Raw genomic sequence first — 26,906 nt, 5'->3', positions numbered from 1 at the left:
TTCGGGCGAAACTCAGTTGTCCTTGAAAACCTCGTCGAGCGTAGCCGCATCGAGGAGGTTTTCTGCCCAACTTTCCAGTTGTTCGCACGGCGCGGTTTGCAGCCGAGTCAGGGTTTCCGCGTTGAGGGTGCCGAAGCGTTTGGTAAGCAAGCGTTGAATAACCGCTGCTTCGCCCTTTTGTGCGCCTCTTTGTTCGCCTTGCTGGATGCCGCGCTGGATGGCGAGGCGTTCGACGCTGGTGACGTAGCGCATTTTGCTTTCTCCTTCGATGGCTGCGATATCTTGCCACAGCTTTTGTTCGAGTCTGTCCGGTAGCCGCATCATCCAGTCCAGCACGGCGAACAGGTCGAGAATCCGTTGCCGTTCCCAGCCATGCTGATAGAGCAGGCGAACCAGGGTCCGCTTCGCCTGATAGCGGGCTTCCGGGTTGTGACGGGTTTGCCGGGTGCGCAGGTGGGCGGCTGTCACCAGGGCAAAGGGGTTGCGGTGCGTGTCGAGGGCTTCGGTCTGGTCGGCCAGTCCGCTCAGTTTGACCACCGGGAACTGGAAGTGGTGTTTGCAGCCGAGTACTTCAAAGCCGTAGTGGTCGGGCTTCCAGCCGTCGTCGTCGTCCGCCAGCACGGCCAGGCTGGCGATCGGGCAGGCGTAGCGATCAAAGAGACGATAGTTGTAGGTGAACATGCGTTGCGCAAAATCGGCGTCGCGTTGGCCCTGGACTTCTATGTGAATGTAGATCCAGCGCTGCTCACCGCTGGTGAGGGTGACCTGCACCAGTGCGTCGGCAAGGCGTCTGCCGAGTTCGGCGTCGCGCACCACTTGCCGTAGTTCGGTGTTCTTGAACTCATGGCCAAGGACCCAATCGATCTGGGCGTGCGCCTCGGGGAAGTAGAACGCCATGAACTCGGGAAAGGCGTGTTCGAGCACGTCTTTCCAGGGGCTGTCGTAGTCGTCGGCGGCGGGCTGCGGTGCGGTGGGTTCGGTCATGGTGTTCGGCCGGGTCAGAGGACTGTCTTGCCTGACGAATGCGATGCGGATGGGCCATTTGACGCGATGGACGCGGCGCGCATCAACACCACCCGACGAATGGGGGGCGCATTTCCATCGCTTTACGGATGGGGTGATACGCTGTAAGCGCCTCAATCATCGGGCGATTTCGATCAGCATCGGTCAAAAAAATCGTCCAGGGATTCAGCATCGAGCATGTTGAGTATCCAGGTTTCTAGTTGTTCAATGCTGGCACTGGTCAGGCGAGCGCAAACCGCATCCGGCAAGCGGCCAAAACGATGAGTGAGTAGGCGCTGTAGTAAAACTACGGCCTCTTCTTGACGGCCTTCCTGACGACCTTGCTGACGACCTTCCTGACGACCTTCCTGACGACCTTGCTGTAATCCTTGTTGCAATCCTTTTTCGATGCCGAATCGTTCGGCTGAGGTGACGTAGGGCATGGCGACGTTCCTTTCCAGTCTCCCTGCTGAGATCTGGCAATCCCCCAGCAAGGCTTCCTTCGGGTGAAACTCAGTTGTCCTTGAAAATCTCGTCGAGCGTAGCCGCATCGAGGAGGTTTTCGGCCCAGCTTTCCAGTTGTTCGCACGGCGCGGCTTGCAGCCGCGTCAGGGTTTCCGCGTTGAGGGGGCCGAAGCGTTTGGTAATCTGGCGTTGAATCACCGCTGCTTCGCCCAACTGTTCGCCTTGCTGAACGCCGCGCTGGGTGGCGAGGCGTTCGACGCTGGTGACGTAGCGCATTTTGCTTTCTCCTTCGAAGACTGCGATATCTTGCCGCAGCTTTTGTTCGAGACTGTCCGGTACCGCATCATCCAGTCCAGTACGGCCAGGCTGGCGATCGGGCAAGCGTTGCGATCAAAGAGACGGTAGTTGTAAGGTGAATTCCAGAAAACATACATTCCGGGATTTCTCCGCGAATCGCGCGCGCTCAGATACGCTACCGCCATGCCCGAATGTTTGATCATTCAGCACATGAGGTCATTTCTTACTTGCCGCGCCCGGTCGCGAACGGTACTCCCCGGCTCTTGCGGCGTGCTCCGGTCGCTTGCCGGACATTATCCGGAATGGCCTTGCGCCTCAGGCCATCCGGTGAGCTACCCGTCGCGCCCCGGATATTGCCCCCGAAACGTCAACGGCCCGGGCCACCATTCATGCCAATTCATCGTATCTTGCCAGTTCGTCGCGCATGGATTCGATTTCCGCTTTCATCGCCAGGTACTCCTGCTCCTTGCGTGCCAGGTAGCTGCGCGTCAGTTGCAGTTTGGCGCTCATGCCTTCCGGGGTGAGCAGATAGGCGTATTTGAGCTTGTCCTCCGCACGAAGAAAATTGCCGGCCTTGATATGGCCTTTGTCCAGCAAGGATTTCAGCAGGTAGTTGATCTTGCCCAGGCTGACTCCTAGCCGTTCCGCCAGTTGCCGTTGGCTGATCTCGGGCTGCTCTTCGACGATCTTGAGAATGTGCAACTGGACCTGATCGGTAGGGGTCATGATGGCCGTTCAATTTTTGAACAGAGATTGTAAGGGAAGCGGGGGGAGTGGAGCAAGACTCCGGGATCGCGGTGGCTGTCGGTGCTAGCTGCGGGAAACCTTTCTGCCCGATGGCCACTGGCTGGCGCCGCAGGTACACTGCGCAGGTGCATGAGATGGAAGTTTCCCCGGATTGACCGCGGTTGCGCTGCGCCAATTTACTCACAGTGGTGCGGTTGGCGTTGCCAGCCCGCATGCACGGCGGCATGGCGCAACTCGTGGTTGTTGAGTCGAACCTGAGGAGTCTGGCCGATGAACACGGAATCCCTGAAAGAAGCGATCAAGCGGGAACTGCCCGGGGAGGTTCAGAACTGCAAGTGGGACGAGCAGAAGGCTGAGCAAGACCGAAAATGGGAGAACAAAACCGCAAGTAGGTAGATTCGGGGGAGCGATTTGACCGAATGCACGAAGAAATCATGGGAAGTCGTGGATCGACAAGGCCGGAATGTATATCTTCGAGCGGAAAGCACGGTTCTATGAGCAGCGGCACCAGCACCAGGCCGATCGCTTGATCGTGATCTCGCCGATGATCGATGCGCGGGCGCAACCGGTGGCCAAACGTCTGGGAATCGAAACCTATGGGGATTCTCTCGACGTCGAAATCGGCTGACCTTCAAGGGGCTGCGCCCGGGCGCTGAATCAGGGACGGGCCTCCCTGGCGAGAAAATCGGCATACGCTCTGGCCAACCCTTCTTCCAGGCCGACGCTGGCCCGGTTGCCCAGGGCATGCAGGCGGGAGACATCGAGCAGCTTCCGCGGCGTGCCATCCGGTTTGCTGGGGTCGAATTCGATGCGCCCCGTGTAGCCGACGACCTTGCCCACCAGTTTGGCCAGTTCCCGGATGGTGATGTCTTCGCCGGTGCCGACGTTGATGTGCGAGAGCATGACCTGCGTGTGCGACTGGTAGGTAGCCCGGTCGAGATTCATGACGTGGATGCTGGCGTCGGCCATGTCATCAACGTAGAGGAACTCGCGCATCGGGGTGCCGGTACCCCACAGCGAGAGGCAAGGCGCGAGTTGCCGGCTGCAGGTGTCGTGGAACTGGCGCTTGAGGTCTTCCGGAATGGCACCGTTCCGGGCTTCGTCGCGTTCGATGGCCTGCCAGTCGTGGTCGGCAGCAAGTTTGGCAAGGTGCAGCTTGCGGATCATCGCCGGGATGACGTGGCTGTTCTGCAGGTCATAGTTGTCACCCGGTCCGTAGAGGTTGGTGGGCATGACGCTGCGGTAGTCGGTGCCGTATTGGCGGTTGTAGCTTTCGCACAGCTTGATGCCGGCGATCTTGGCGATGGCGTACGGTTCGTTGGTGGGTTCCAGCGTGCCGGTGAGCAGCGCTTCTTCACTCATCGGTTGCGAGGCGAGTTTGGGATAGATGCAACTGCTGCCGAGAAAGAGAAGTCTCTGCACGCCGACACGCCAGGCCTCATGAACGATGTTGGCCTCGATCATCAGGTTCTGGTAGATGAATTCTGCCGGATAGGTATTGTTGGCGTGGATGCCTCCGACCTTGGCGGCGGCCAGGTAGACCTGTTCGGGCATTTCCGCCTCGAAGAAGGCACGCACGGCGGCCTGGTCGGTCAGGTCGAGTTCGGCGTGGCTGCGCGTAATGAGCCGGGTTTCGCCGCGCCGCTGGAGGATACGCACGATGGCCGAGCCGACCATCCCGCGATGGCCGGCGACATAGATCCGGGTTTCGGTCATTGCTCTGGCCCTTATTCGTGGTGGTCGAAGATCTTGAAGCCGGCAAGCTTCACCAGGGCATCGCGTTTGGCCGAGTTGTAGTCGGCGACGACCATTTCCTTGACCAGTTCCTGCAGGCTGGTGGTGGGCGTCCAGCCGAGTTTTTCGCGGGCCTTGCCGGGGTCGCCGAGCAAGGTCTCGACTTCGGTCGGGCGAAAGTAGCGCGGGTCCACCTTGACGATGACGGCGCCCGGTTTGACCGTGGCCTGGTCGCCCTCGACCGTGTCGACGATTCCAACCTCATCGACCCCCTCGCCTTCGAAGCGCACGCTGATCCCCAGTTCGGCAGCCGCGAATTCGACAAACTGGCGCACGCTGTATTGCACGCCGGTGGCGATGACGAAGTCTTCGGGATGATCCTGCTGCAACATCAACCACTGCATTTCGACGTAGTCGCGGGCGTGTCCCCAGTCGCGCAGGGCGCTCAGGTTGCCGAGGTGGAGACAATCCTGCAGGCCCAGGGCGATGCGGGCGATGGCCCGGGTGATCTTGCGGGTGACGAAGGTCTCGCCGCGCACCGGGCTTTCGTGATTGAAGAGGATGCCGTTGCAGGCGTAGATGCCATAGGCCTCACGGTAGTTGACGGTAATCCAGTAGGCGTAGAGCTTGGCCACGGCGTAGGGGCTGCGCGGGTAGAACGGCGTGGTTTCCTTCTGGGGGATTTCCTGCACCAACCCGTAGAGTTCCGAGGTGCTGGCCTGGTAGAAGCGGCTCTTTTTCTCGAGGCCGAGGATGCGGATCGCTTCCAGCATGCGCAGCGCGCCGATGCCATCAGCGTTGGCCGTGTATTCGGGTTCTTCGAAGCTGACCGCGACGTGACTTTGCGCGGCGAGATTGTAGACCTCGTCCGGCAGCACCTGCTGGATGATACGGATCAGGCTGGTGGAATCGGTGAGATCGCCGTGATGCAGGATGAAGCGCCGCCCCGTTTCGTGCGGGTCCTGATAGAGATGGTCGATACGATCGGTGTTGAACAGCGACGACCGGCGCTTGATGCCGTGAACGACATAGCCCTTGTTTAGCAACAATTCTGCCAGATAGGCTCCATCCTGCCCGGTGACGCCGGTAATCAGGGCTACTTTCCCATTGCTTTCCAAAAAAACTCTCCTTGATGAAGTGTCGCACCGGCTCAGCCCGGTGTCTGACGGTAGGTGTATGGCGAAGCTCTGTCGGACACGCTACCGCTATGCCCGAATGTTTGCGCATTCAGCAGAAGGGATGCTGCGAGTCGACAGTTATCAAACCAGCGTCAAATGATCGGCGGGAATCGCCACGGGCTTTTCGCGGCCGAGCAAGTTGAGCAGCACCGTTACCCTTACTTCCGCAACCAGGGAAACGATACCGGACAGGCCTTTCAGCGGACCGGCTGATATTTCCACGCTATCCCCCGCCTGAAAAGGGAACATTTCACCGTCCAGTACGGTGGCCTGACGCTCTGCCAGCGAGCGGATGGCGTCCAGCGTCGGTTCCTGCAGGGTGGCCGGCACGTTCCCGAACGTTACCAGCCCCGTGACGCCGGGTGTGCTGCGGATGGGAGCAATGCTCTGCCCAGGCCGACTGCAACGTACGAAACCGTATCGGGGAAACATCACCTGCTGCTTCCTTGTCCAGCCCGCTTTCTTCTTTTCCCACTGCGTAAGCAAGGGCAGAAACACCTCGTAGCCCTGCTCTTCCAGCTTGCGCACCGCCAGTGCTTCGCGCCGGGGCTTGGTGAGACAGACATACCACGGTTTTGATGGAGGGGACGAAGACACGGGGCAACGGCGGCAGGGCTGCGCAGAACTTGCTGAAGCAGCGAATTGGAATCGGAAATTCAGGGGGATCGTAAGTATCTCCGGAATCGACATTGACAGTCAAATTAGCGGCAACGGTCTGAGGTCGCGTGCGACCTGCGGACAGCGAGCGGAGACTCTGGTGGACTGGCGCCTGACGCGGATTCAGGCCTGTTCGCGGTCGCGCGGAGGATTCGCCAGTTCGCGCAGAATCCGGGCCGCTGACCAGACCATCAGGGCGATGCCGGCGACGACGGTGAGCACGGCGGTGCCCGTGCCGGTCGGGAACCCGGGAATGAACAGGGTCTCGTGCCGGGCCAGCCACATCAGGCCGCTGGCGAAGACGAGCATGCCGACGGCGTCAAGCAGCGCATAGCCCATCACTTTCAGCGTGACCTGCGGACGTTGGCCGACGTTCATGTGCCGGTCTACTTGACGCGCATGCCGGGCTGCGCGCCGGCATCGGGCGAGAGCAGGAAGATGCCAGGCGTCTGCCCCTCGGGGTCGGATGCAGCCAGGACCATGCCCTCGGACATTCCGAATTTCATCTTGCGCGGCGCCAGGTTGGCAACCATCACCGTCAGTCGACCGACCAGCGTCGCCGGATCGTAGGCTGACTTGATGCCGGCGAAAACCTGCCGGGAGCCGAGCGGGCCGATGTCGAGCAGCAGACGCACGAGTTTGTCGGCGCCTTCGACCTGCGTCGCCTCCTGGATGCGTGCGATGCGCAGGTCGACGTTCATGAAAGTGTCGATGCCGATGTGCGGCACGGCGGCCGCTCCGACAGTGGCCTGCGCGACGGCGACGGTTGCCGCGTGCTCCTGCTGCTGGGCGTGTTGTTGTGGGGCCGCTTGCGGAGTGGCTACCAGCGATTCGCGGTTGGCCGCCACCAGGGCCTCGACCTGTTTCTTGTCCACCCGCGTCAGCAGGTGCCGGTAGGCGTTGATCGCATGCCCGGCGGCGAGCACCGTCGCGCTGTCGTCCCAGACGAAGGGGGCGACGTTGAGGAAGGCTTCGGCCCTCGACGCCAGTGCTGGCAGGACCGGCTTGAGCAGAATGGCAAACAACCGGAACAGATTCAGCGCGTTGCTGCACGCAGCCTGCAGCTCGTGCTCGCGACCCGCCTGACGGGCGAGTTCCCAGGGCTTGACGCTGTCGACGTACTGATTGGCGATGTCGGTGAGGGCCATGATCTCGCGGATCGCCTTGCCGAAGTCGCGCGCTTCGTAGTATTCGGCGATCGCCGCACGCCGCGCGCAGATCGCCTGGATCGCCGGCAGCGATTCGTCACAGGTGCATAACTGGCCGGCAAAGTGTTTGACGATGAACCCCGCCGAACGGCTGGCGATATTCACGAACTTCCCGACCAGGTCGGAGTTGACGCGGGCAATGAAGTCGTCGAGGTTGAGGTCGATGTCCTCCATCGAACTAGAGAGCTTTGCCGCGTAGTAGTAGCGCAGCCACTCCGGGTCGAGGCCCTGCGCCAGGTAACTCTCGGCGGTGATGAAGGTGCCGCGCGACTTGGACATCTTGGCGCCATCGACGGTCAGGAAGCCATGCGCGAAGACCTTGGTCGGCGTACGGTAACCGGCGTGCGCGAGTTCCGCCGGCCAGAACAGGGCGTGGAAGTAGAGGATGTCCTTGCCGATGAAGTGGTAGAGCTCGGCCGTTGAATCCGGCCGCCAGTAGGCGTCGAAGTCCAGCCCTTCGCGGGCACAGAGATTCCGGAATGCCCCCATGTAACCGATCGGCGCATCCAGCCAGACGTAGAAATATTTCCCTGGCGCAGCGGGGATTTCGAAACCGAAATACGGCGAATCGCGCGAGATGTCCCAGTCGGTGAGTTTGTTCTCACCCTCGCTGCCTAGCCATTCCTGCATCTTGTTGGCCGCTTCGATCTGCAGCCGACCTTCGCCGCGCGTCCAGCGGCGCAGGAAGGACTGGCAGCGCGGGTCGGACAATCGGAAGAAGAAGTGCTCCGACTGCCGCAGTTCCGGCCGCGCGCCGGAAACCGCAGAATAAGGGTTCTTTAGTTCGTTGGCGGTGTACGCCGACCCACAACTTTCGCAGTTGTCCCCGTACTGGTCATGCGCACCGCATTTCGGGCATTCGCCCTTGATGAAGCGATCGGGCAGGAACATCTGCTTCAGCGGGTCGTAATACTGCTCGATGGTGCGCGTCTCGATCAGGCCGGCCGCCTGCAGGCGGGCGTAGATCTCATTGGCACAGGACCGCGTCTCGTCCGAATGGGTCGTGTAGTAATTGTCGAAACCCACGTGGAAGCCGGCGAAATCACGCGTGTGCTCTCCATGCACACGTTCGATCAGCGCTTCCGGCGTGATGCCCTCCTTTTCGGCGCGCAGCATGATCGGCGTACCGTGCGTGTCGTCGGCGCAGACGTACCAGCACTCATGACCGCGCATTTTCTGGAAGCGTACCCAGATGTCGGTCTGAATGTACTCGACCAGGTGACCGAGGTGGATTGCGCCGTTCGCATACGGCAGGGCGGAAGTGACCAGAATCTGGCGTGTCATGGGTGTTGGCGCAATCGGGGCAAAGCGGCATTCTACCAAAGCGAGGTCAGCGTGCTCCCTTTACCTTACAATGTGCAACCCGCCTTGGCGGACCGAGAGACATAAGGACATGCAGCAATACCTCGACCTGATGCGGCACATCCTCGAACACGGTGCCACCAAGGCAGACCGTACCGGAACCGGCACGCGCTCGGTATTCGGCTGGCAGATGCGCTTCGACCTGAGTCAGGGATTCCCGCTGCTGACCACCAAGAAGCTGCCCTTGCGATTGATCATCCACGAACTGCTGTGGTTCCTGCAGGGCGACACCAACGTCCGCTACCTGCAGGAGAACGGCGTGCGCATCTGGGACGAATGGGCCGACGCGAACGGCGATCTCGGCCCGGTCTATGGCCATCAGTGGCGTCACTGGAAAACCCCGGATGGACGCGAAATCGACCAGATCGCGCAACTTGTCTACGGTCTGAAAAACAATCCCGATTCACGGCGGCATGTGGTGACCGCCTGGAACCCGGGCGATGTCGAACGCATGGCGCTGCCGCCCTGCCACACGTTTTTCCAGTTGTACGTCGCCCCGGCAGCGTCAACCGACGCCGATCCGCGCCCCCGACTGTCGTGCCAACTCTATCAGCGCAGCGCCGACATCTTTCTCGGCGTACCCTTCAACATCGCCTCGTACGCGCTGCTGACGCGGATGCTGGCGCAGGTCTGCGGCTTTCGCGCCGGCGATTTCGTGCACACCTTTGGCGACGCGCACCTCTACAACAATCATTGCGAACAGGCGCGCCTGCAGTTGACCCGCGCGCCGCGTGCCCTGCCGGCGCTGCGCCTGAACCCCGCGATCGACGACCTGTTTGCCTTCCGTTTTCAGGACTTCGAACTCGAAGGCTACGACCCGTACCCACACATCGCCGCACCGGTGGCGGTCTGAGCCGATGATTGCGCTGATTGCCGTCGTTGCCAGGAACGGCGCCATCGGCAACGACCAGAAGTTGCTCTGGCGCCTGCCTGAAGACCTGCGGCATTTTCGCGAGACGACTCGCGGCAAGCCGGTGATCATGGGCCGAAAAACCTGGGAGTCGCTGCCGCCCACCTTTCGCCCCTTGCCGCAGCGGCACAATATCGTCGTCAGCCACAACCCGACCTACCTCGCGAGCGGGGCGACGCTGGCGGACTCGATCGCCGAAGCCATACGACTCGCCGGCGACGCCGACGAGGTGCTGATCATTGGCGGAGCGGAGATCTATCGCCAGACGCTGCCACTTGCCCAGCGCCTGTACCTGACCGAAGTCGCGGCAGACCCCGCCGGGGACGCGTTCTTCCCGGCGGTGACGGCGGCCGAGTGGCGGGAAGTCTCGCGACGCGCCGGTTGCCCCGACACTGCGGCGGACTTTCCGACGTTCGACTTCGTGGTCTACGAGCGTCGCCAGTCGCCACTCGAAGCCGCCTGAACCGGCCAGCGGTTCGGGGTCGCAGCGCGGACGTTGCCAGACGCCTGGCGACGCGCATAAGATGCAGGCATTGCCTGTGCCTGAAATTCCCGATGCCTGACCTGCTCCAGACCTATCTCGACACACCCGAAGGCGCGGGCCAGGTGCTGGCGCATGCGCGACTGTTGCTCAAGCTCGCCGGCTGGTATCAGGAGATCGCGCCTCCTCACCTGGGCCAGGCCAGCAGCGTGGCCAATCTGAAATCCGGGATAGTGGTCATTCATGCGACCAGCGGCGCGGTGGCGAGCAAGCTACGCCAGATGGCGCCCACGCTGGTCGACGCGTTCTCGCAGCGGGGACTCGCGTGCACCGGCGTGCAGGTGAAGGTGCATGCCCAACAAAGCCAGGCTGCGGCCACTCAGCCCACCCTGAAACCGTTGAGCAGCAGGGCCAGCCAGGAGTTGAAGCACTTGAGCGAATCGCTGCCGGCATCACCGCTGCGCGCTGCACTCGAAACGCTGCTGGCGCGTTCGTCTAGACAGGAATGATCGCCACCCGCTCAAGGATCATCAGCGCGAAGACGAGCAGGGCGACGATCAACGCATAGCGAAACACACGCCAGGAGATCTGCAGGTAGCGTGTGTCCCTGGTGAACAGGAACACCACCACGCCAACGGCGACGCTGATCATGGTCAGGACCGCCAGCAGGCGCAACAACCACATGCCGTCAGAACGCCGGCAACGCCAGCCAGCGGGAAACCGTCTGTGGTGCCAGGTCGACGTTTTCGAAACTGACGAATTCCCAGGCTTCGGGGCTGGCCAGCAGTTCGCGGGCCAGCGCATTGTTCAGTGCATGCCCCGATTTGTGGGCGATGAACGAGGCCAGCAAGGGCTGCCCGAGCAGGTAGAGGTCGCCGATCGCGTCGAGCACCTTGTGCTTGACGAACTCGTCGCTATAGCGCAGGCCGTCGGCGTTGAGCACGCGGAATTCGTCGAGCACGACGGCGTTGTCCAGACCGCCCCCCTGCGCCAGCCCGTTCTCGCGCAGCCATTCCACTTCCTGCATGAATCCGAAGGTGCGCGCCCGCGCGACTTCCCGGATGTACGAGTGGTCGGCAAAATCGATGGTCACCGACTGACCGGTGCGATCGATTGCCGGGTGATTGAAACCAATCGAAAACGACAGGCGGAATCCATCGTAAGGTTCGAGCCGCGCCCACTTTTCGCCGGAGGCGTCGCGGTCGCGGACTTCGATCGGGCGTTTGACGCGGATGAAGCGTTTGGCGACCGGTTGCTCTTCGATGCCGACCGATTGGATCAGAAAGACGAATGGCGACGCCGATCCGTCCAGAATCGGCACTTCGGCGGCGTCCAGGTCGACGAAGGCGTTGTCGACGCCGAGGCCGGCAAAAGCCGACATCAGGTGTTCGATCGTGCCCACCTTGGCACCATCGTGCTCCAGGCACGAGCACATGCGCGTATCGCCGACAAGCAGTGCCGACGCGGGCAGGTCGACCACCGGATCGAGGTCAATGCGGCGAAAAACGATGCCTGTACCGGGAGCTGCCGGGCGCAGGCTGATGGTCACCTTGACGCCGGAATGCAGTCCGACGCCAGCGGCGCGGACCACCGACTTGAGTGTTCGCTGCTTTAACATGTATCTGAAAAAACGCTGGAATCGGCGGATTCTAGCACAGGCTGGCCTGCCCCGGAATCCGCCTGCAGAGGAGTAGACGACGGCCCGGCCTAGTCGGCCTGTTTTCTCAGGAACGCCGGAATGTCGTAGCGATCAACGCCGCTATTGGCCAGCGCTTCGACGGTCGCGCTGCGGCCCTTGCGAACAATCGCCGGGACCTGATCCAGGCTTGAGTAGTCGATGCTCGGCCCATGCGGGTAACGGTCGCCGGTGCCGGTGGCCTGATTGAGGCTGGAAGCCGAGTTGATCACTTCGAAATTCTGCCGCTTGGCCTGCGGCTGACCGAGACCCGTAGCCACCACCGTGACGCGGATGTCCTCGCCCATGTCCTGATCATAGACGGCGCCGAAGATGATATGCGCGTCTTCAGCAGCGAAGGCCCGAACGGTATTCATCACCTCATTCACTTCCTTCATCTTCAGGGAGCGCGTGGCGGTAATGTTGACCAGTACGCCCTTGGCGCCGGACAGGTTGACGCCTTCTAGCAATGGCGAGGCAACCGCACGTTCGGCGGCAATGCGCGCGCGGTCGACACCGGCGGCGTTGGCCGAGCCCATCATGGCCATGCCCATCTCGCCCATCACCGTACGCACGTCCTCGAAGTCGACGTTAACCAGGCCGGGGAAGTTGATGATCTCGGCAATTCCGCCAACCGCGTTGCGCAACACGTTGTCGGCGGCCTTGAAGGCATCATCCATCGAAATGTCGTCGCCAAGGACGTCCATCAGCCGGTCATTCAGGATGACGATCAGCGAATCGACGTGCTTCTGAAGTTCGGCAATGCCGACGTCAGCCACTTTCAGGCGCTTGCCTTCGAAACCGAATGGCTTGGTGACCACGGCCACGGTCAGCACGCCGAGTTCACGGGCCACCTCGGCGACGATCGGGGCGGCGCCGGTTCCCGTGCCGCCCCCCATGCCGGCGGTGATGAACACCATATGCGCTCCCCTGAGCGCCTCGGCGATGGCGTCACGCTCCTCGATGGCGGCGCTGCGCCCGGCTTCCGGTTTGGCCCCGGCGCCGAGGCCGGTCTTGCCCAGTTGCAGCTTCTGGACGGCAATACTGCGACCCAGCGCCTGCGAGTCGGTATTGGCGGCGATGAAGTCGATCACACCATTGACTCCTTCGCGGATCATGTGATCGACGGCATTGCCTCCGGCGCCGCCGATCCCGATGACCTTGATCACCGTATCCTGATCGCTGTCTCTTTCGACTTTGTCGATGATTTCAAACATTGTTGCCTCCTCTGCAAAAGTAGCTCAATAGCTGGTAATAAAACGGGTAATTATCGTCCACAACGGGATCAGAAATTCTTTTCAAACCACGATTTCATGCGCCCGAACACCTGTTTGACATCGCGTGTTTCCCGCACCTTCAAGCCGCGCTTGCGCTGCGTCTGTGCTTCAAGCAACAAACCGCAGGCCGTCGCAAAACGCGGACTCTGCACCACGTCTGCAAGTGCCCCCTGATACTTGGGAACACCCAGGCGAACGGGCATGTGAAAGATTTCCTCGCCCAGTTCGATCATCCCCGGCATGACCGAGGCGCCTCCGGTCAGGACGATGCCGGAGGACAACACATCCTCGAAACCGGAACGACGAAGCTCCGCCTGAATCAGTTCGAACAATTCCTCTACACGCGGCTGGATGACATCCGCCAGCGCCCTGCGCGACAGTTTGCGCGACGGGCGATCATCGACCCCGGCGACGTCCAGCACGTCTTCCGGGTCGGCCAGATGCGCCAACGCACAGCCATACTTGCGCTTGATGTCTTCGGCCTCGCGCGTCGGTGTGCGCAGCGCCATTGCGATGTCATTGGTGATCTGGTCGCCGGCGATGGGGATGATCGACGTGTGGCGGATGGCCCCCTGCGTCCACACCGCCAGATCGGTGGTGCCGCCACCAATGTCGATCAGGCAGATGCCGAGGTCCTTCTCGTCTTCCGAGAGCACCGCGCAACTCGACGCCAGTGGCTGCAGCACCAGGTCATTCACCTCCAGTCCGCAACGACGAACGCACTTGACGATGTTCTGGGCGGCGGAAACCGCGCCGGTGACGATGTGCACCTTCACCTCGAGCCGGAAACCACTCATGCCGATCGGCTCGCGGATGCCATCCTGGTCGTCGATGATGAATTCCTGGGTCAGGATGTGCAGGATTTCCTGATCGGCGGGAATCGGCATCGCACGCGCCGTTTCGATCACCCGCTCGACATCCATGGTGGTGACTTCCTTGTCCTTGATGGCCACCATGCCGTTGGAGTTGAAGCTGCGGATGTGACTGCCGGCGATTCCCGTGTATACGTCACGAACCTTGCAGTCGGCCATCAGTTCCACTTCCTGCAGCACGCGAGAGATCGTGGCGACAGTCTCTTCGATGTTGACCACGACGCCTTTCTTGAGACCCTTCGATTCCTGCGAACCCATGCCGATGACGTTCAGTCGCCCTTCCGGGGTGACTTCGGCAACCAGTGCCACAATCTTCGACGTGCCGATATCCAGTCCGACGATCAGATCCTTGCTATCCCTGCTCATTTCTTTCCTTTGACTTCTTGAGCCGCACTGGCCGGAAAGCGCAATGCGAAACCGTTTGGATACCGCATATCCACCGCCATCGGCCGCCCCTGGCGTGTGTTCGACAGTGTCGGGTAGTAGTCGACAAACCGCTGCAGGCGCATGCGGATCGGCGCCTTGGCCTGCTCGCGACCCAGTTCAACCAACATTCCATCCTCCAGTTTCAGGAGCCAGGCCAGGCGAGGCGACAACGCCATCTGCGCCGGCAGCCGGCCGGTGGGTTTCAGGATCTGCGCGAACTCCTCGTATCGGCGCAGAACTTCGCTCGACGAACCGACCGGTCCGCTGAGCCGGGGAAGCTGCTGATCTTGCGACAGCACGGCAGAAAACAGCTCGCCGTAGGTGTTGACCAATTGCTCCGGCCCATCGCCCCAGTGCGCTGCGGCCCGATGTTCCTCGATGCGCACCTCGATGCGTGACGGCCATTTTCGCCAGACCTCGGCACGCCGTACCCACGGCAACTGCTCGACGGCGCGGCGCAATGCTTCGATGTCGACGGTAAAAAAATTGCCGCGCAGCACGTCCGACAGCGATTGCTCCACGTCGCTCTGGCGCACCTCCTGCAAGGCGTGCGTCACCTGTATTTCGTGCAGCGGAAACAGGCGCAGCCGCGGCGTCCCCCAAACGACCGCCGCGACCAGCAACGCCGCGGCACCTGCCAGGAAGAGCAGGTCGGAAACAGCCGTCATCACCCGCGGTTTGTGCCACATCGCTCATCCCAGTGCCGCGAGTGCCAGCACCCGCAGCACGAGTTCGTCGTAGGCAACGCCAGCCGCGCGTGCCGCCATCGGAACCAGCGAGTGATCGGTCATTCCAGGCGAGGTATTCACTTCCAGAAAATAGGCCCGACCGCCGCCGTTCGCCGCCGGCTCCATCAGGAAGTCGACCCGCCCCCAGCCGCGGCCGCCGAGAACCCGGAAGGCCTCAAGGGCCTGCGCGCGCAATTCACGCTCGCGTTCCTCCGACAGGCCGCAGGGACAGCGGTAAGCGGTGTCGTCGCGGAGGTATTTGGCTTCGTAATCGTAGAACTCGCCGCGCGGTTCGATCTTGATGATCGGCAGCGCTGCATCGCCGAGGATGGCGGTGGTGTATTCGCCACCCAGGATCGCGCGTTCGGCAATCACCAGCGAATCGTGCTTCGCCGCTTCGGCGTAGGCAACGCCAAGATCGCCCGCCTGCTTGACCTTGCTGATGCCGATCGACGATCCTTCGCAGGCCGGCTTGACGAACAGCGGCAAGCCCAACTCGGCTTCGACGCGGGCAAAGTCACTGTCGGCGTCGAGCAGCGCGTATTCCGGCACCGGCAGCCCACTTGCCTGCCAGAGCAATTTGCTGCGCCATTTGTCCATGCCCAGCGCCGAGGCCATCACGCCACTGCCGGTATAAGGGATGCCCATCAGTTCGAGAACACCCTGGATGGTGCCGTCTTCGCCGTAACGCCCGTGCAGCGCAATGAAAGCGCGATCGAAGGCTGCCAGTTCGTCGAGCTTGCGCTCTGACGGATCAAAGGCAGCGGCGTCCACGCCCTGCCGCTGCAAAGCCGCCAGAACCCGCGAACCACTGTTCAGCGACACTTCACGCTCGGCCGAACGCCCCCCGAAGAGCACCGCGACTTTGCCGAATTCCTTGACCGTCATCGTCCTTATCCTAACCGGCAGCCAGTTTGCCGGGAATCGCGCCGATCGACCCGGCGCCCATGGTCATCACCACGTCGCCATCGCGGGCGGCGTCCAGAATCGCTTGCGGCAGATCGGCAATGGCTTCGACGAATACCGGCTCGACCTTGCCGGCGACCCGTACCGCCCGCGCCAGTGCGCGCGCGTCGGCAGCGACGATGGGTTGTTCGCCAGCTGCATAGACTTCTGTCAGCACCAGCGCGTCGACGCCGCTCAACACCTTGACGAAATCCTCGAAACAGTCACGCGTACGGGTGTAGCGGTGCGGCTGGAACGCGAGCAGCAGACGACGACCCGGGAAAGCCCCGCGCGCTGCGGTCAGGGTCGCGCGCATCTCGACGGGGTGGTGCCCATAGTCGTCGACCAGCGTGCAGTGGCCGCCGCCCGGCAACGCCAGATCTCCGTAACGCTGGAAACGCCGGCCGACACCGCGAAACTCGCCCAATGCCTTGACGATCGCCGCGTCAGCAATGCCCAGTTCGTTGGCTACGGCGATCGCTGCGAGCGCATTCAGAACATTGTGGCGACCGGGCAGGTTGAGGATCACCGGTAGTCGACTGACGCTCCCGTTGACCCGAACGCAATCGAAATGCATCTGGCCGGCGACGGCGGTCAGGTTCTCGGCATAGATGTTAGCCGACGCGTCGAAACCGTAGCTGACGATCTGCTTGCTGACCAGGGGCATGACTTCGCGAACGTTGGCGTCGTCAGCGCAGAGCACGGCCACGCCGTAGAACGGCAGGCGCTGCAGGAAATCGACGAACGCCTGCTTGAGCCGGCTGAAATCATGGCCATAGGTCTCCATGTGGTCGGCATCGATGTTGGTGACGATCGAAATCACCGGCGACAGGAGCAGGAAGGACGCATCGGACTCGTCGGCCTCGGCCACCAGAAAATCGCCGGACCCGAGGCGTGCGTTGGCGCCGGCGGCGTTGAGCCGGCCGCCAATGACGAAGGTCGGGTCCATGCCGCCCTCGGCAAGAATCGACGCCACCAGGCTGGTGGTAGTGGTCTTGCCGTGCGTGCCGGCGACGGCGATTCCCTGTTTGAGGCGCATCAACTCGGCAAGCATCTGCGCACGCGGCACCACCGGCACCTTGCGACGGCGCGCGGCGAGGACTTCAGGGTTGTCGGACTTGACCGCTGAAGAAACCACCACCGCCTCGGCGGCGTCCACGTTCGCGGCGGCATGCCCGATCATGATCCGCACGCCAAGGCTGGCCAGGCGCCGGGTCGTCGAACTCTCGGCGAGGTCCGAGCCGCTGACCGAAAAGCCCAGATTGGCCAGCACTTCGGCGATGCCGCTCATGCCCGCGCCGCCGATGCCGACGAAGTGGATGTTCTTGACTTTGTGTTTCATTGCGCAAGCTCCTCGCACATCCGGGCAAGCTCTGCCGTCGCTTCCGGTCTGGCCAGTTCATGGGATTTTTCGGCCATTTCCTGCAACTGGCTACGGGGATAGTTGCGGATCTCGCTGATCGATTCGGGTGTCATCTGGTCCTGCGGCAACAGGATGGCGCCACCTGCCTGCGACAGGAAGATGGCGTTGTGCGTCTGATGGTCGTCCACAGCGTACGGAAACGGCACCAGCACGCTGGCCACGCCAGTGGCCGCCAGTTCGGCGACGGTGAGCGCGCCGGCGCGGCAGATTACCAGGTCTGCCCACTCGTAGGCCCCGGCCATGTCGTCGATGAACGCCGCGCAGTGCGCCTGCACACCGGCCGCCTCGTAGTTCTGGCGAAGCTGCGCGAGGTGCTTCTCGCCCGCCTGGTGCACGACCAACGGCCGCTGTTCGGAATCGATCAAGGCCAGCCCCCGGGGCACGATGTCATTGAGCGCCGCGGCGCCCTGACTGCCGCCGAGGACCAGCAGGTGCAGCGGCGCCTGACGGCCGGCGAGACGCTGCGCCGGTGCCGGCACGCGGCTCATTTCCGGACGCAGGGGATTGCCCACCCACACGCCGCTCGGCAAAGCATCCGGGAACCCGCAGGCGACGCGCCTGGCAAAGCGCGCGAGCACCCGGTTGGCCAGCCCGGCAATCGAATTCTGTTCATGGATGATCAGTGGGCAGCCCAGCAGCGCCGCCATCATGCCGCCGGGAAAGCTGACGTAGCCACCCATGCCCAGAACCACGTCGGGTCTGACGCGGCGAATTTCACGCCGCGCTTGCCAGCACGCGGCGAACAGGTGAAAGGGCAACAGCAGCTTGCGCAGCAGACCCTTGCCGCGCAACGCGGCGAAGCGCACCCAGGCCATTTCATAGCCGCGCGGCGGAACCAGCTTCGCCTCCAGACCGTCCGGCGCCCCCATCCAGACGACGCGCCAGTCACGGCTTTTCAGCAGGTCAGCCACCGCCAGACCCGGAAACACGTGGCCACCGGTGCCGCCGGCCATCACCAGCAGGGTCCTGTTCATGCCGCGACCTTGCTCATACCTTCGCTCCACGCATCAACTGGCGGTTTTCCCAGTCGATTCGCAGCAGCACCGCCAGCGCCACGCAGTTGGCGAGAATCCCCGAACCGCCGAAGCTCATCAAGGGCAGGGTCAATCCCTTGGTCGGCAGCAGACCCATATTTACGCCCATGTTGATGAAGGCCTGAACGCCCAGCCAGACCCCGATGCCCTGCGCCACCAGCGCGGAGTACAGACGCTCCAGGGCGACGGCCTGGCGCCCGATGGCGAAGGCGCGCTGGATCAACAGCCCGAACAGGAGGATGACCACCAGGACGCCGACAAAACCCAGTTCTTCGGCGATCACCGCCAGCAGAAAGTCGGTATGGGCTTCCGGTAGATAGAACAGCTTCTCGACGCTCGCGCCCAGGCCGACTCCCAGCAACTCGCCTCGCCCGAAAGCGATCAGCGCATGCGAAAGCTGATAGCCCCGCCCGAACGCGTCCGCCCACGGGTCCATGAAACCAAAAATGCGGTCCCGCCGGTAAGGGGAAAAGATGATCAGCGCGGCGAAAGCGGCACCCAGCACGATGATCAGTACGACGAACAGGCGAGCCTTCATGCCGCCGAGAAAAAGGATGCCCATGGCGATCGAGATGATCACCACGAAAGCGCCAAAGTCAGGTTCCTTGAGTAACAGGATGCCGACGGCGACCATCGCGCTCGCCAGTGGCAGAAAGGCCTTTTTCAGATCGTGCATGTGCGGCATCTTGCGTGCCGTGTAGTCGGCAGCATAAAGCACGGCAAACAGCTTCATCAATTCGGAGGGCTGCAGGTTGGCGATTCCCAGGGGCAGCCAGCGGCGCGCACCATTGACCTCGCGACCGATACCGGGTATCAGCACCAGCGCCAACAACACGAATCCACCCACGAACAGCCACGGCGACCAGCGCTGCCAGGTCGCCAGCGGCACCTGAAACGCAACCATGGAGGCGACCAGCGCGACGACCAGGAACACGGCATGCCTGATCAGAAAATACGCCGATTGGTTGCCGGTCTGGCGCCCGGCCTCGGCAATGGCCATCGAGGCCGAATAGACCATGACCATGCCGATCACCAGGAGCATCAGGGTGCTCCACAGCAGCGCGAGGTCGACTTCCGACGGCAGACGACGCGGGGCGTCGAGAGTGTGCAGCATCAGGCAGCCTCCCTTTCGATATGACGAACGGCATCGACGAAGGCTTCGGCGCGATGCGCATAGTCGCGATACATGTCCATGCTGGCGCAGGCTGGCGAGAGCAGCACGGCGTCACCGCGCTGCGCCTGGGCGGCGCACCAGCGCACCGCCTCCGGCATGTCGGCGCAAACGCGTTGTGGCACCTGACAACCCGCCAGGACCGCAGCAATCTCCGACGCGTCGCGGCCGATCAACGCCACCACCCGCGCATGCTGCTCGATCGCCTGCCGCAAGGGCGAGAAATCCTGCCCCTTGCCGTCGCCGCCGAGGATGATCGCGACGCGACGACCGAGACCCTCGATAGCCGCCAGCGTGGCACCCACGTTGGTTCCTTTCGAGTCGTCGAAGTAGCCGACGCCATCGATTTCGGCGACCCACTCGACGCGATGGGCGAGCCCCCTGAAATCGGCCAGCGCCGGCAGCACCGACCCGGACTGGATGCCGACCGCCTCGCACAAGGCCAGTGCAGCCATGGCATTGGCGGCATTGTGGCGGCCGACCAGGCGCAATTCGCCAAGGGCAAGCAGTTTCTCGCCGCCGCGCACGATGCAGCCGTCCACCACGCCGTAGTCCCCGGCGCGCGTTGCCGGATCAAGACCGAAGGTCACCAGATCGCGATCCAGACGAGCGGCAGCCAGACTGCGCACATCGTCGCGATTGAGGACCATCACGCCATCGCCCTGAAAGATCCGCGCCTTGCTGGCTGCATAATCATCCATCCCTTGATAGCGATCGAGATGGTCCTCGCTGACGTTGAGCACGGTGGCCACATCGGCATTCAAGGTATAAGTCGTTTCGAGCTGGAAACTCGACAGTTCCAGGACCCAGACTTCCGGCAGATCGTTGCTGTCGATGGCCGCCATCAGGGCGTCCAGCGCCGCCGGGCTGATGTTGCCGGCAACCGCCGTCCGCAGACCGGCGGCACGACACAGGGCGCCGGTCAAGGCTGTCGTCGTGGTCTTGCCGTTGCTGCCGGTAATGGCAATCAAGCGCGCCTGCGGCGTGCGGTCGCGAACTGCCCAGACAAACAGTTCGATCTCGGAAACCACCGGGACAGATCTCGCGATGGCGTCCTGGACCAGCGGTTCCTGCACCGGTACGCCTGGCGAAATGGCGATCAGTTCGACGCCGGCAAAAGCTTCCGGCGCGAACGGGCCGGCCAACACCGTCACTTCGGGCAGCGCGGCACGCAGCGCATCGACCTGCGGCGCGCTACGGCGGCTATCGGCAACGCGAACGCAGGCGCCCTGGCGCACCAGCCACCTGGCCATCGCCAGCCCGCTCTGCCCGAGGCCGAGGACGAGGGTCGACTTTCCCCGCAGGTCCATGTCAGCGCAGCTTCAAGGTTGACAGGCCGACCAGCACCAGCATGATGGTGATGATCCAGAAGCGGACGACTACCTGGGTCTCCTTCCAGCCGCCCAGTTCGAAATGGTGGTGCAGCGGTGCCATGCGGAATATCCGCCGGCCACCGGTCATCTTGTAGTACAGCACCTGCGCCGCCACCGACAGGGTCTCGGCGACGAAGATCCCACCCATGATCGCCAGTACGATTTCCTGGCGCACGATGATCGCCACGGTACCGAGGGCGGCGCCGAGCGCGAGTGCGCCGACATCGCCCATGAAGACCTCCGCGGGGTAGGCGTTGAACCACAGGAAGCCAAGTCCGGCTCCGGCCATGGCACCGAGGAAAATGGCCAGTTCGCCCGCGCCGGGAATGTACGGCAGCAGCAGGTACTTGGCATAGAGGGCATGCCCGGCCACGTAGGCAAAGATGGCCAGGGCGGCGGCAATCATCACGGCCGGCATGATCGCCAGGCCATCGAGGCCATCGGTCAGGTTGACGGCATTGCTGGTACCCACGACGACCAGATAGCTGAGGAAGATGAAGCCGATGACGCCCAGCGGATAGGAGATGGTCTTGAAAAAGGGAACGATCAACTCCAGTTGTGCCGACCCGGTAGCCGTCAGCCCGAGATAGACCGCCACCAGCAAACCGATCGCCGATTGCCAGAAATACTTCCAGCGCGCCGGCAAGCCGCGCGGGTCACGCTTGACCACCTTCTGCCAATCGTCGTACCAACCGATGCCGCCGAAACCGACGGTGACGATCATCACCACCCACACATAGCGATTGCTGAGGTCGCCCCACAGCAGCGTGGTAATGATGATGGCGATCAGGATCAGCGCGCCGCCCATGGTCGGCGTTCCCGACTTGATCAGGTGCGTCTCCGGACCATCCTGACGCACCGCCTGGCCGATCTTCTTCGCGGCCAGCCAACGGATGACGCGCGGGCCGGCGATGAAGGAAATGACCAGCGCGGTCATCGCCGCGAGCACGGTGCGTAGCGTGATGTAGCCGAAGACGTTGAATGCGCGCACGTCCTGAGCCAGCCATTGCGTCAGTAGCAGCAGCATTACGCGCCTCTCCCCGGTGCAGAAACGCTGATGGCATCGGCCACCCGCTCCATGCGCATGAAGCGCGAGCCCTTGACGAGCACCGTCGTTTCCGGGGTCAATTCAGCGGACAAGGCGTTAATCAAGGCGTCGATCTCCGTGAAGTGCTCGCCACCGGCGCCGAAATTGAGCGCCGCCAAGGCACTCGCTTCGCCCAATGCCAGCAGCCGATCGATTCCCTGACTCTTGGCGTAGCCACCAATCTCATCGTGGAACTGTGCGCTCATCTCGCCAATCTCGCCCATGTCGCCGAGCACCAGAACCGTCTTGCCGATCATCGCCGCCAGCACGTCGATGCCGGCGCGTACCGAATCGGGGTTGGCATTATAAGTGTCGTCGAGCAGCACTGCACCCTGCCGGGCCGGCCGTCGCTGCAGCCGCCCCTTGAGCCCTCGAAAGCTGGCCAGACCAGCCTGCACGTCGGCCAGCGAAACACCTGCCGCCAGGCAGGCCGTGGCTGCGGCCAGAGCGTTGCGCGCGTTATGCTGCCCCGGCAGGGCCAGCAGAACATCGAACTGGCCACCCGGAGCGCAAACGCTGAGACGACTTTCGAGACCATGCAGGTAGAACCTGCCGGTCACCTCCGCCGGCCGCTCAAAGCCGAAGGTCATCGTCGCCAGGCCGCGGCTCTGGTCGCGCCACAGCGCAGACCAGGCGTCATCGGCGTTGAACACGGCGACACCGCTTTCATCGAGACCACTGTAGATGCTCCCCTTTTCTGCGGCAATCGCCTCCAGCGAACCCATCCCGGCCAGATGCGCGCGTTGGGCGTTGGTCACCAGGGCCACCGTGGGACGTGCGATGCCCGCCAGATACGCGATTTCACCGGGGTGGTTCATGCCCATTTCGAGAATCGACGCGCGATGTGTCGCGTTCAACCGGAGCAGCGTGAGTGGCAGGCCGATGTCGTTGTTGTAATTCCCGCGGGTTGACAGGACCGCTTCGGAGAAGGCCGTGTTCAGGATGCTGGCAATCATTTCCTTGGTCGTCGTCTTGCCGTTGCTGCCGGTAACGGCGATCAGCGGCAGCGTGAAACGGCAACGCCAGTCGGCGGCCAGCGCCCCCAGCGACAACCGCGTCTCGGCGACCTGCACCAGTGGCAAGCCCAACGCCTGCAAGCCTTCGGCCGCGTCTGCGGCGACCACGGCGGCAACCGCACCGCGCGCGGCAGCAGCGGCGACGTAATCGTGGCCATCGAAATTATCGCCACGCAGGGCGACAAACAGCTCGCCGTCAGCAACACTGCGACTATCGGTCGATACACCGCAAAAGGTCCGATTGTCGCCGAGCAGCTTGCCGGCAGTGGCGCGTGCAGCGCTCAGCAGATCCATCATCACGCTCATCGCTCGCTCTCCCGGCGGGCATCGAGCGCCGCACGCGCCTGCGTCACGTCCGAAAACGGCCGCCGCACACCGGCGATCTCCTGATAGGGTTCGTGCCCCTTGCCGGCCAGCAGCACCACGTCGGCGGGATGCGCGGCAACAATGGTGCGACGAATCGCTTCGCCACGATCGACAATGCTCTCGGCGGTTGGGGCGGCGACGCGGATATCGTCAAGAATGGCTTGTGGATCCTCGCTACGCGGGTTGTCGCTGGTCAGCACCACACGGTCGGCATGGCTTACCGCGATTTCACCCATCAACGGCCTTTTGCCGCGATCGCGATCGCCACCACAACCGAACACCACAGTCAGACCCGCTCCGCGCGCGCTCGCCACCGGCCGCAAGGCCCGCAAGGCGTTCTCCAGGGCATCGGGAGTGTGCGCATAGTCGACCACCACCAGCGGCTCGTTGTGACCGCCGATCTTTTCCAGGCGACCGGCCGGCGGCGTCAGGCCCGCAAAGCGCTCGGCAACCGCCGCCGGCGTCAGGCCGGCGTCGAGCAGAACCGCGGCCACGGCCAACAGATTCGACACGTTATAGCGACCGAGCAGGCCGGTCTCGACGAGGGCACGCCCACTCGGCGCGCACAGGCGAAAACGCAGGCCGTCGATGGTTTCCTCGACCTCCTCGGCACGGATCGTCGCCTGCCGATCGGCGGGCAGATCCTGCTGGGTGTAGCCGATGACCTTGGTCGCCGTGCTCAATGCGGCCAGCGCACGCCCGCAGGGGTCGTCGAGATTGCTGATCGCCAGGCGCAGGCGCGGCCAGGTGAACAGTCTCGCCTTGGCCTGCGCGTACTGCTCCATGCTGCTGTGGTAATCGAGATGATCGCGCGTCAGATTGGTAAACACCGCCACGTCAACGCGGGCGCCGTCAAGGCGCCCTTCGGCGATACCGATCGAGCTGGCTTCGAGCGCGCAGGCCTGCGCTTCCCGGTCGGCAAAGTCGGCCAGGAAGCGCATCAGCGTTGTCGCCTCGGGAGTGGTGAACCCGGTTTCAAGCAATTGACCCGGCAAGCCGGCTCCCAGCGTACCGATGATCGGACAACGACGCGGATGGGTGCTGCCGATCCACTGCGTGACGCTGGTCTTGCCGTTGGTGCCGGTGACGGCGACCAGCGACAAGCGCTCGCTTGGACGCCCGTAGATGGCGTGCGCCAGCGGTCCGCAGAACGTGCGCAGACCGTTGATCGGCAGATTGGCGATCTGCCAGCCGCTGTGCCAGGAAAATTCGCCACCCGCAACCGGGTTTTCCTCCCAGAGCACGGCCGCCGCGCCGTGGCTGATGGCTTCGGCGATGTAACGACGGCCGTCGGCCAGGTCGCCGGGATAGGCCAGGAACAGGTCGCCACGACGAACCTGACGGCTGTCGTCGGTGACGCCGCTCGGTACAACGCCGAGCGCTGCCAGCCGCCGCAGCACGCTGCTGCTGGCGTCGCCATGCGCGACTGCCGCCTGAAGATTGCTCACAGCCTGGCCTTCGGCGTTGGCGTCTTCGGGCTTTGCGCGACCACCAGCGGTGCATCCGGTGCAATGCCGAGGGTGCGTAGCGAGTTGCCCATCACCGCGGCAAACACCGGCGCCGCGACATCACCCCCATAGTGCTTGCCACCACTGGGTTCGTCGATCATGACGGCAACGATCAGCCGCGGGTCCGATGCCGGCGCGAAACCGACAAACGAGGAGACGAACTTGTTGGCGTAGCGACCGCCTTCGAGCTTGTGCGCGGTACCCGTCTTGCCGGCCACCCGGTAACCGGGAATCTGCGCCTTGGGCGCCGTCCCGCCTGGCAGAACGGCCATTTCAAGCATGCTGCGAACTTCGCGCGCGGTCTTCGGGCTGAACACCGCGGCGCCGGTTGGCGTCGAGGAATCGAGTCGTGTCAGCGAGAGCGGCATCAGATCGCCGTCGCGGGCAAATACCGAATAGGCGCGCGCCAACTGGATCAGCGACACGGAAATGCCATGGCCGTAGGACATCGTTGCCTGTTCGATTGGCCGCCAGTTCTTCCATGGACGAACCCGGCCGCTCACTTCACCGGGGAAGCCCAGGCGTGGCACCTGACCGAAACCGACATCGTCGAACATCTGCCACATCTTCTGCGCGGGCAACATGGCGGCGATCTTGGCCGCTCCGACATTCGACGACTTCTGAATGACTTCTGCCACCGTCAGCGCACCGTGGGGATGGGCGTCGGAAATCGTCGCGCTGCCGATCGTCAGCCGACCGGGCGCGCAGTTGATGACGGTGTCTGAGCGCACCTTGCCATTATCGAGGGCGAGACCGATGGTGAAAGGTTTGAGCGTCGAGCCGGGCTCAAAAGTATCGGTGACGGCGCGGTTGCGCAACTGCCCGCCGGACAGCCCCTCGCGATTGTTCGGATTGTAGGTCGGCCAGTTGGCCAGCGCGACGATTTCGCCGGTGCGCACGTCGAGCACGACGACCCCGCCAGCCTTGGCATTGTTCTCGGCGATCGCCTGCTTGAGGTGGCTGTAGGCCAGGTATTGAATCTTCGAATCGAGCGCCAGACGGATTTCCTTGCCATCCTGCGGCGGCTTGATCGAACCGACATCCTCGACGATCTGGCCGCGCCGATCCTTGATCACGCTGCGGCTACCCGGCTGGCCCAGCAGTTGCCCGTGGAAGGCCAGTTCGACGCCTTCGAGCCCCTTGTCGTCAACGCCGGTAAATCCCACCATGTGCGCGGTCATCTCACCGGTCGGATAGAAGCGACGGTACTCCTTGTCCTGGCCAATCCCAGGCAACTTCAGCGCCGCCACCTGTTCGGCCACCGGCGGTGGAATCTGCCGGCGAAGAAATACGAAAGTCTTGTCGGTGTCGAGCTTCTGGGCCAGTTGCTTGGGGTCGGTTTCCAGCAGAGCTGCCAATTGTCTGGTCTGCACCGGCGACATCGTCGTCGCCGGCGGGATCGCCCAGATCGACTTCATCGGCGTCGAAATGGCCAGGACATCGCCGTGACGATCAGCAATTCGCCCACGCGAAGCCGAGATTTCGATATCGCGCCGGTAGCGTGACTCGCCCTTCTCCTGCAGGAAGTCATTGTTCAGCGTCTGCAGGTAGAAGGCACGCCCGATCAGCACGGCGAAAGAGCCCAGAATCAGCAGGGCCATCAGGCGCGAACGCCAAAGTGGCAGACGCATCTGCAGCAAGGGGCTCTCGGCAAACTTGTGTGCCACTTTTCCTTTGAAACGCATCATCGCGTTAGTCCTCCGGCAGGGGTTGCCGTAATCACCCGTTCCGTTTCCGGCGTCCGCATCTTGAGTTTCTCGCGGGCAATCTTCTCGATACGTGGCGCGGTGCCCCAGGTCGAAAGTTCCAGCTGCAACTGCCCAAATTCGACCTCGAGTTGCCGCGCGCGCTCCTGTTCGACCTCAAGCGCCTGAAAAATCTTGCGCGCCTTGTGTTGTGAAGTCACCACACCGAGACTGCAGATGACGACGGCAAGCAACAGAAAAACGTTCAGACGAACCATC

Annotated in this window: 27 protein-coding genes and 1 pseudogene; 4 read left to right on the top strand and 24 right to left on the bottom strand. The window is 62.9% G+C overall.

The window, feature by feature from the left end:
• Window positions 1-12 precede the first annotated feature (12 nt).
• The 4 genes from AC15MQ_RS20660 to AC15MQ_RS20645 all read right to left on the bottom strand — a co-directional run bounded on the left by AC15MQ_RS20660 (window position 13) and on the right by AC15MQ_RS20645 (window position 2,490).
• Entirely contained in the window at window positions 13-984 is a 972-nt protein-coding gene (locus AC15MQ_RS20660) for an Rpn family recombination-promoting nuclease/putative transposase (protein WP_483081176.1), read from the bottom strand.
• A gap of 173 nt (window positions 985-1,157) precedes the next feature.
• Window positions 1,158-1,445, bottom strand: a complete 288-nt coding sequence (locus AC15MQ_RS20655) for a DUF4351 domain-containing protein (protein WP_483081175.1) — start codon at window positions 1,443-1,445, stop codon at window positions 1,158-1,160.
• A 70-nt stretch (window positions 1,446-1,515) separates the two neighbouring features.
• A complete protein-coding gene (locus tag AC15MQ_RS20650; protein ID WP_483081174.1) occupies window positions 1,516-1,848 on the bottom strand; it encodes a DUF4351 domain-containing protein in 333 nt (110 codons plus the stop codon).
• 303 nt (window positions 1,849-2,151) lie between these two features.
• Window positions 2,152-2,490: a MarR family EPS-associated transcriptional regulator gene (locus AC15MQ_RS20645; protein WP_483081173.1), complete on the bottom strand. Its 339-nt coding sequence runs from the start codon at window positions 2,488-2,490 to the stop codon at window positions 2,152-2,154.
• Window positions 2,491-2,950: 460 nt separating this feature from the next.
• Between AC15MQ_RS20645 and AC15MQ_RS20640 the strand changes: the two are divergent.
• Window positions 2,951-3,139, top strand: a pseudogene (locus AC15MQ_RS20640) (PD-(D/E)XK nuclease family protein); the annotation flags it as partial.
• 29 nt (window positions 3,140-3,168) lie between these two features.
• Here AC15MQ_RS20640 and AC15MQ_RS20635 read toward each other — a convergent pair.
• The 5 genes from AC15MQ_RS20635 to metG form a co-directional block, all read right to left on the bottom strand.
• On the bottom strand, window positions 3,169-4,227 hold the full coding sequence (locus tag AC15MQ_RS20635) for a GDP-L-fucose synthase family protein (protein WP_483081172.1): 1,059 nt from the start codon (window positions 4,225-4,227) through the stop codon (window positions 3,169-3,171).
• A gap of 11 nt (window positions 4,228-4,238) precedes the next feature.
• Entirely contained in the window at window positions 4,239-5,363 is a 1,125-nt protein-coding gene (gene gmd / locus AC15MQ_RS20630) for a GDP-mannose 4,6-dehydratase (protein WP_483081171.1), read from the bottom strand.
• Window positions 5,364-5,504: 141 nt separating this feature from the next.
• On the bottom strand, window positions 5,505-6,113 hold the full coding sequence (nusG, locus tag AC15MQ_RS20625; RefSeq protein WP_483081170.1) for a transcription termination/antitermination protein NusG: 609 nt from the start codon (window positions 6,111-6,113) through the stop codon (window positions 5,505-5,507).
• A gap of 90 nt (window positions 6,114-6,203) precedes the next feature.
• Window positions 6,204-6,458: a hypothetical protein gene (locus tag AC15MQ_RS20620; RefSeq protein ID WP_287670316.1), complete on the bottom strand. Its 255-nt coding sequence runs from the start codon at window positions 6,456-6,458 to the stop codon at window positions 6,204-6,206.
• Window positions 6,459-6,466: 8 nt separating this feature from the next.
• The gene (gene metG, locus AC15MQ_RS20615) at window positions 6,467-8,572 is read right to left on the bottom strand and encodes a methionine--tRNA ligase (RefSeq protein ID WP_483081169.1); all 2,106 of its coding nucleotides are present in this window, start codon (window positions 8,570-8,572) and stop codon (window positions 6,467-6,469) included.
• Between the two features lie 109 nt (window positions 8,573-8,681).
• Between metG and AC15MQ_RS20610 the strand changes: the two genes are divergently transcribed.
• The 3 genes from AC15MQ_RS20610 (at window position 8,682) to AC15MQ_RS20600 (ending at window position 10,550) form a co-directional block, all read left to right on the top strand.
• Window positions 8,682-9,503 (top strand): thymidylate synthase, encoded by an 822-nt coding sequence (locus AC15MQ_RS20610; RefSeq protein ID WP_483081168.1) that lies wholly within the window; start codon window positions 8,682-8,684, stop codon window positions 9,501-9,503.
• Between the two features lie 4 nt (window positions 9,504-9,507).
• Entirely contained in the window at window positions 9,508-10,023 is a 516-nt protein-coding gene (locus AC15MQ_RS20605; protein WP_287670312.1) for a dihydrofolate reductase, read from the top strand.
• 92 nt (window positions 10,024-10,115) lie between these two features.
• Window positions 10,116-10,550, top strand: a complete 435-nt coding sequence (locus tag AC15MQ_RS20600; RefSeq protein WP_332335487.1) for a DUF721 domain-containing protein — start codon at window positions 10,116-10,118, stop codon at window positions 10,548-10,550.
• Here AC15MQ_RS20600 and AC15MQ_RS20595 read toward each other — a convergent pair.
• The 15 genes from AC15MQ_RS20595 to ftsL all read right to left on the bottom strand — a co-directional run bounded on the left by AC15MQ_RS20595 (window position 10,537) and on the right by ftsL (window position 26,905).
• Window positions 10,537-10,725 carry a hypothetical protein gene (locus AC15MQ_RS20595; protein ID WP_287670309.1) on the bottom strand — a complete coding sequence of 63 codons (189 nt, stop codon included), beginning with the start codon at window positions 10,723-10,725 and terminating at the stop codon, window positions 10,537-10,539. The genes AC15MQ_RS20600 and AC15MQ_RS20595 overlap by 14 nt on opposite strands.
• A gap of 4 nt (window positions 10,726-10,729) precedes the next feature.
• Window positions 10,730-11,659 carry a UDP-3-O-acyl-N-acetylglucosamine deacetylase gene (gene lpxC / locus AC15MQ_RS20590; protein ID WP_287653691.1) on the bottom strand — a complete coding sequence of 310 codons (930 nt, stop codon included), beginning with the start codon at window positions 11,657-11,659 and terminating at the stop codon, window positions 10,730-10,732.
• An 89-nt stretch (window positions 11,660-11,748) separates the two neighbouring features.
• Window positions 11,749-12,933, bottom strand: a complete 1,185-nt coding sequence (ftsZ, locus tag AC15MQ_RS20585) for a cell division protein FtsZ (RefSeq protein WP_287653689.1) — start codon at window positions 12,931-12,933, stop codon at window positions 11,749-11,751.
• A gap of 68 nt (window positions 12,934-13,001) precedes the next feature.
• Complete coding sequence (gene ftsA, locus AC15MQ_RS20580) at window positions 13,002-14,231, bottom strand: cell division protein FtsA (RefSeq protein WP_287653688.1); 1,230 nt, start codon at window positions 14,229-14,231, stop codon at window positions 13,002-13,004.
• Window positions 14,228-14,980, bottom strand: a complete 753-nt coding sequence (locus tag AC15MQ_RS20575; RefSeq protein WP_483081167.1) for a cell division protein FtsQ/DivIB — start codon at window positions 14,978-14,980, stop codon at window positions 14,228-14,230. Before AC15MQ_RS20575 ends, ftsA begins: the two co-directional genes overlap by 4 nt.
• 3 nt (window positions 14,981-14,983) lie before the next feature.
• A complete protein-coding gene (locus AC15MQ_RS20570) occupies window positions 14,984-15,907 on the bottom strand; it encodes a D-alanine--D-alanine ligase (protein WP_483081166.1) in 924 nt (307 codons plus the stop codon).
• Window positions 15,908-15,917: 10 nt separating this feature from the next.
• Window positions 15,918-17,306 carry a UDP-N-acetylmuramate--L-alanine ligase gene (gene murC, locus AC15MQ_RS20565; RefSeq protein WP_287653685.1) on the bottom strand — a complete coding sequence of 463 codons (1,389 nt, stop codon included), beginning with the start codon at window positions 17,304-17,306 and terminating at the stop codon, window positions 15,918-15,920.
• Window positions 17,303-18,361, bottom strand: a complete 1,059-nt coding sequence (gene murG / locus AC15MQ_RS20560; protein ID WP_287670305.1) for an undecaprenyldiphospho-muramoylpentapeptide beta-N-acetylglucosaminyltransferase — start codon at window positions 18,359-18,361, stop codon at window positions 17,303-17,305. Before murG ends, murC begins: the two co-directional genes overlap by 4 nt.
• A 13-nt stretch (window positions 18,362-18,374) precedes the next feature.
• The gene (ftsW, locus tag AC15MQ_RS20555) at window positions 18,375-19,535 is read right to left on the bottom strand and encodes a putative lipid II flippase FtsW (protein WP_287670303.1); all 1,161 of its coding nucleotides are present in this window, start codon (window positions 19,533-19,535) and stop codon (window positions 18,375-18,377) included.
• Entirely contained in the window at window positions 19,535-20,902 is a 1,368-nt protein-coding gene (gene murD, locus AC15MQ_RS20550) for a UDP-N-acetylmuramoyl-L-alanine--D-glutamate ligase (protein WP_350496084.1), read from the bottom strand. Before murD ends, ftsW begins: the two co-directional genes overlap by 1 nt.
• A gap of 1 nt (window position 20,903) precedes the next feature.
• Complete coding sequence (gene mraY / locus AC15MQ_RS20545) at window positions 20,904-21,992, bottom strand: phospho-N-acetylmuramoyl-pentapeptide-transferase (protein ID WP_287653681.1); 1,089 nt, start codon at window positions 21,990-21,992, stop codon at window positions 20,904-20,906.
• The gene (locus tag AC15MQ_RS20540) at window positions 21,992-23,365 is read right to left on the bottom strand and encodes a UDP-N-acetylmuramoyl-tripeptide--D-alanyl-D-alanine ligase (RefSeq protein ID WP_483081200.1); all 1,374 of its coding nucleotides are present in this window, start codon (window positions 23,363-23,365) and stop codon (window positions 21,992-21,994) included. The genes mraY and AC15MQ_RS20540 overlap by 1 nt, the downstream gene beginning before the upstream one ends.
• Window positions 23,366-23,370: 5 nt before the next feature.
• Complete coding sequence (locus AC15MQ_RS20535) at window positions 23,371-24,882, bottom strand: UDP-N-acetylmuramoyl-L-alanyl-D-glutamate--2,6-diaminopimelate ligase (protein WP_483081165.1); 1,512 nt, start codon at window positions 24,880-24,882, stop codon at window positions 23,371-23,373.
• Window positions 24,879-26,630: a peptidoglycan D,D-transpeptidase FtsI family protein gene (locus AC15MQ_RS20530; RefSeq protein ID WP_287670299.1), complete on the bottom strand. Its 1,752-nt coding sequence runs from the start codon at window positions 26,628-26,630 to the stop codon at window positions 24,879-24,881. The genes AC15MQ_RS20535 and AC15MQ_RS20530 overlap by 4 nt, the downstream gene beginning before the upstream one ends.
• Complete coding sequence (gene ftsL / locus AC15MQ_RS20525; RefSeq protein ID WP_287670297.1) at window positions 26,627-26,905, bottom strand: cell division protein FtsL; 279 nt, start codon at window positions 26,903-26,905, stop codon at window positions 26,627-26,629. Before ftsL ends, AC15MQ_RS20530 begins: the two co-directional genes overlap by 4 nt.
• Window position 26,906: the final 1 nt, after the last annotated feature.

It is taken from the genome of Candidatus Accumulibacter propinquus (assembly GCF_056856495.1).
The sequence above is the reverse complement of the archived record's forward strand: the minus strand, read 5'-3'. Positions and strand labels throughout refer to the sequence as shown.

Coding starts and splice junctions, on each gene's coding strand:
- AC15MQ_RS20660 (WP_483081176.1), bottom strand. CDS start 984: ATGACCGAACCCACCGCACCGCAGCCCGCCGCCGACGACTACGACAGC.
- AC15MQ_RS20655 (WP_483081175.1), bottom strand. CDS start 1,445: ATGCCCTACGTCACCTCAGCCGAACGATTCGGCATCGAAAAAGGATTG.
- AC15MQ_RS20645 (WP_483081173.1), bottom strand. CDS start 2,490: ATGACCCCTACCGATCAGGTCCAGTTGCACATTCTCAAGATCGTCGAA.
- AC15MQ_RS20635 (WP_483081172.1), bottom strand. CDS start 4,227: ATGACCGAAACCCGGATCTATGTCGCCGGCCATCGCGGGATGGTCGGC.
- nusG (WP_483081170.1), bottom strand. CDS start 6,113: ATGTCGATTCCGGAGATACTTACGATCCCCCTGAATTTCCGATTCCAA.
- AC15MQ_RS20620 (WP_287670316.1), bottom strand. CDS start 6,458: ATGAACGTCGGCCAACGTCCGCAGGTCACGCTGAAAGTGATGGGCTAT.
- metG (WP_483081169.1), bottom strand. CDS start 8,572: ATGACACGCCAGATTCTGGTCACTTCCGCCCTGCCGTATGCGAACGGC.
- AC15MQ_RS20610 (WP_483081168.1), top strand. CDS start 8,682: ATGCAGCAATACCTCGACCTGATGCGGCACATCCTCGAACACGGTGCC.
- AC15MQ_RS20605 (WP_287670312.1), top strand. CDS start 9,508: ATGATTGCGCTGATTGCCGTCGTTGCCAGGAACGGCGCCATCGGCAAC.
- AC15MQ_RS20600 (WP_332335487.1), top strand. CDS start 10,116: ATGCCTGACCTGCTCCAGACCTATCTCGACACACCCGAAGGCGCGGGC.
- AC15MQ_RS20595 (WP_287670309.1), bottom strand. CDS start 10,725: ATGTGGTTGTTGCGCCTGCTGGCGGTCCTGACCATGATCAGCGTCGCC.
- lpxC (WP_287653691.1), bottom strand. CDS start 11,659: ATGTTAAAGCAGCGAACACTCAAGTCGGTGGTCCGCGCCGCTGGCGTC.
- ftsZ (WP_287653689.1), bottom strand. CDS start 12,933: ATGTTTGAAATCATCGACAAAGTCGAAAGAGACAGCGATCAGGATACG.
- ftsA (WP_287653688.1), bottom strand. CDS start 14,231: ATGAGCAGGGATAGCAAGGATCTGATCGTCGGACTGGATATCGGCACG.
- AC15MQ_RS20575 (WP_483081167.1), bottom strand. CDS start 14,980: ATGTGGCACAAACCGCGGGTGATGACGGCTGTTTCCGACCTGCTCTTC.
- AC15MQ_RS20570 (WP_483081166.1), bottom strand. CDS start 15,907: ATGACGGTCAAGGAATTCGGCAAAGTCGCGGTGCTCTTCGGGGGGCGT.
- murC (WP_287653685.1), bottom strand. CDS start 17,306: ATGAAACACAAAGTCAAGAACATCCACTTCGTCGGCATCGGCGGCGCG.
- murG (WP_287670305.1), bottom strand. CDS start 18,361: ATGAACAGGACCCTGCTGGTGATGGCCGGCGGCACCGGTGGCCACGTG.
- ftsW (WP_287670303.1), bottom strand. CDS start 19,535: ATGCTGCACACTCTCGACGCCCCGCGTCGTCTGCCGTCGGAAGTCGAC.
- murD (WP_350496084.1), bottom strand. CDS start 20,902: ATGGACCTGCGGGGAAAGTCGACCCTCGTCCTCGGCCTCGGGCAGAGC.
- mraY (WP_287653681.1), bottom strand. CDS start 21,992: ATGCTGCTGCTACTGACGCAATGGCTGGCTCAGGACGTGCGCGCATTC.
- AC15MQ_RS20540 (WP_483081200.1), bottom strand. CDS start 23,365: ATGATGGATCTGCTGAGCGCTGCACGCGCCACTGCCGGCAAGCTGCTC.
- AC15MQ_RS20530 (WP_287670299.1), bottom strand. CDS start 26,630: ATGATGCGTTTCAAAGGAAAAGTGGCACACAAGTTTGCCGAGAGCCCC.
- ftsL (WP_287670297.1), bottom strand. CDS start 26,905: ATGGTTCGTCTGAACGTTTTTCTGTTGCTTGCCGTCGTCATCTGCAGT.